The following is a 3,006-nucleotide window of genomic DNA, read 5'->3' as shown; positions in this document are numbered from 1 at the left end:
TTGTTCCTTGAAAACTGAAGATTCATCAAGACATCAAACCAATTATTTCACATATGGTCCGTGAGGACCGTGTGTCTTAGACGCTAGATCAAGGTAGAAAGGGCGTACGGTGGATGCCTTGGCACTAGGAGCCGATGAAGGACGCGACGAACAGCGAAATGCCCTGGGGAGTGGTAAGTACACTTTGATCCAGGGGTATCCGAATGGGGGAACCCACCGCCGGGAGACTGGCGGGACACCCGTGTGAATACATAGCACGGCGTGAGGCAAACCCGGGGAACTGAAACATCTAAGTACCCGGAGGAAGAGAAAGAAAATTCGATTCCCTGAGTAGCGGCGAGCGAAACGGGAACAGCCCAAACCAGGAAGCATGCTTCCTGGGGTTGTAGGACACTCTATACGGAGTTACAAAGGGATAGGATAGGTGAACGACCTGGAAAGGTCGGCCAGAGAAGGTGACGGCCCTGTAGCCGAAATCTTATCCCCTCCAGAGTGGATCCTGAGTACGGCGGGACACGTGAAACCCCGTCGGAATCCGGGAGGACCATCTCCCAAGGCTAAATACTTCCTAGTGACCGATAGTGAACCAGTACCGTGAGGGAAAGGTGAAAAGCACCCCGGAAGGGGAGTGAAACAGATCCTGAAACCGTATGCCTACAAGTAGTCAGAGCCCGTTAACGGGTGATGGCGTGCCTTTTGTAGAATGAACCGGCGAGTTACGATGGCGGGCGAGGTTAAGCCGATGAGGCGGAGCCGCAGCGAAAGCGAGTCTGAATAGGGCGCATCAGTCCGTCGTCGTAGACCCGAAACCAGGTGATCTACCCATGTCCAGGATGAAGGTCAGGTAACACTGACTGGAGGTCCGAACCCACGCACGTTGAAAAGTGCGGGGATGAGGTGTGGGTAGCGGTGAAATGCCAATCGAACCTGGAGATAGCTGGTTCTCCCCGAAATAGCTTTAGGGCTAGCCTCGAGGTGTAGAGTTCCGGAGGTAGAGCACTGATTGGACTAGGGGCCCCCACAGGGTTACCGAATTCAGTCAAACTCCGAATGCCGGCAACTTGTACTCGGGAGTCAGACTGCGAGTGATAAGATCCGTAGTCGAAAGGGAAACAGCCCAGACCATCAGCTAAGGTCCCAAAGTGTATGTTAAGTGGAAAAGGATGTGGCGTTGCACAGACAACTAGGATGTTGGCTTAGAAGCAGCCACCATTCAAAGAGTGCGTAATAGCTCACTAGTCGAGTGACGCCGCGCCGAAAATGTAACGGGGCTAAACATACCACCGAAGCTATGGATCCCGTAAGGGATGGTAGGGGAGCGTTCCAAGCAGCAGTGAAGCGGTATCGTGAGGAGCCGTGGAGCGCTTGGAAGTGAGAATGCCGGTGTGAGTAGCGAAAAGAGGGGTGAGAATCCCCTCCGTCGAAAGCCCAAGGTTTCCTGAGGAAGGCTCGTCCGCTCAGGGTTAGTCTGGACCTAAGCCGAGGCCGAAAGGCGTAGGCGATGGACAACAGGTTGATATTCCTGTACCGCCGTACCACCGTTTGAACGATGGGGGGACGCAGAAGGATAAGGTAACCGTGCGACTGGAAGTGCACGGACAAGCAGCGAGGCCGTCGGGTTGGCAAATCCGCCCGGCACACAAGGTTGAGCTGTGACGTGGAGCCCGTAGGGCGAAGTACCGGATTTCACGCTGCCAAGAAAAGCCTCTAGTAAGGAGGTCGGCGCCAGTACCGTAAACCGACACAGGTAGGCGAGATGAGAATTCTAAGACGCGCGGGATAACTCTCGTTAAGGAACTCGGCAAAATGGTCCCGTAACTTCGGGAGAAGGGACGCTTATGGCAACATAAGCCGCAGTGAATAGGCCCAAACGACTGTTTAGCAAAAACACAGGTCTCTGCTAAATCGCAAGATGAAGTATAGGGGCTGACGCCTGCCCGGTGCTGGAAGGTTAAGGGGATGTGTCATCGCAAGAGAAGCACTGAACCGAAGCCCCAGTAAACGGCGGCCGTAACTATAACGGTCCTAAGGTAGCGAAATTCCTTGTCGGGTAAGTTCCGACCCGCACGAAAGGCGTAACGATTTGGGCACTGTCTCAACGAGAGACCCGGTGAAATCATAGTACCTGTGAAGATGCAGGTTACCCGCGACAGGACGGAAAGACCCCATGGAGCTTTACTACAGCCTGATATTGAGGCTTTGTACGCGATGTACAGGATAGGTGGGAGTTTGTGAAGCCGGAGCGCCAGCTTCGGTGGAGACACCCTTGGGATACCACCCTTTGCGTATAGAGTCTCTAACTCGCAGCCGTGATCCGGCTGGAGGACCGTGTCAGGTGGGTAGTTTGACTGGGGCGGTCGCCTCCTAAACAGTAACGGAGGCGCCCAAAGGTTCCCTCAGAATGGTTGGAAATCATTCGAAGAGTGCAAAGGCAGAAGGGAGCTTGACTGCGAGACCTACAAGTCGAGCAGGGACGAAAGTCGGGCTTAGTGATCCGGTGGTTCCGCATGGAAGGGCCATCGCTCAACGGATAAAAGCTACCCTGGGGATAACAGGCTGATCTCCCCCAAGAGTCCACATCGACGGGGAGGTTTGGCACCTCGATGTCGGCTCATCGCATCCTGGGGCTGGAGTAGGTCCCAAGGGTTGGGCTGTTCGCCCATTAAAGCGGTACGCGAGCTGGGTTCAGAACGTCGTGAGACAGTTCGGTCCCTATCCGTCGTGGGCGCAGGAAATTTGAGGAGAGCTGTCCTTAGTACGAGAGGACCGGGATGGACGCACCGCTGGTGTACCAGTTGTTCCGCCAGGAGCATCGCTGGGTAGCTACGTGCGGACGGGATAAGTGCTGAAAGCATCTAAGCATGAAGCCCCCTCCGAGATGAGATTTCCCTTTGAGCAATCAAGAAAGACCCCTCAGAGACGATGAGGTAGATAGGTCATGGGTGGAAGCACGGCGACGTGTGGAGCTGAATGATACTAATCGGTCGAGGCTTTGATCTAGTCTAA

General features: G+C 54.6%; 1 rRNA gene. It reads left to right on the top strand.

The features are described from left to right. The first annotated feature begins 86 nt into the window (after positions 1 to 86). Positions 87 to 3,000, top strand: a 23S ribosomal RNA gene (locus tag KNP82_RS15340). Positions 3,001 to 3,006: the final 6 nt, after the last annotated feature.

Source organism: Exiguobacterium sp. s26, from assembly GCF_018618235.1.
GTDB lineage: Bacteria > Bacillota > Bacilli > Exiguobacteriales > Exiguobacteriaceae > Exiguobacterium > Exiguobacterium chiriqhucha.
This window is presented reverse-complemented; position numbering and strand designations above follow the sequence as displayed.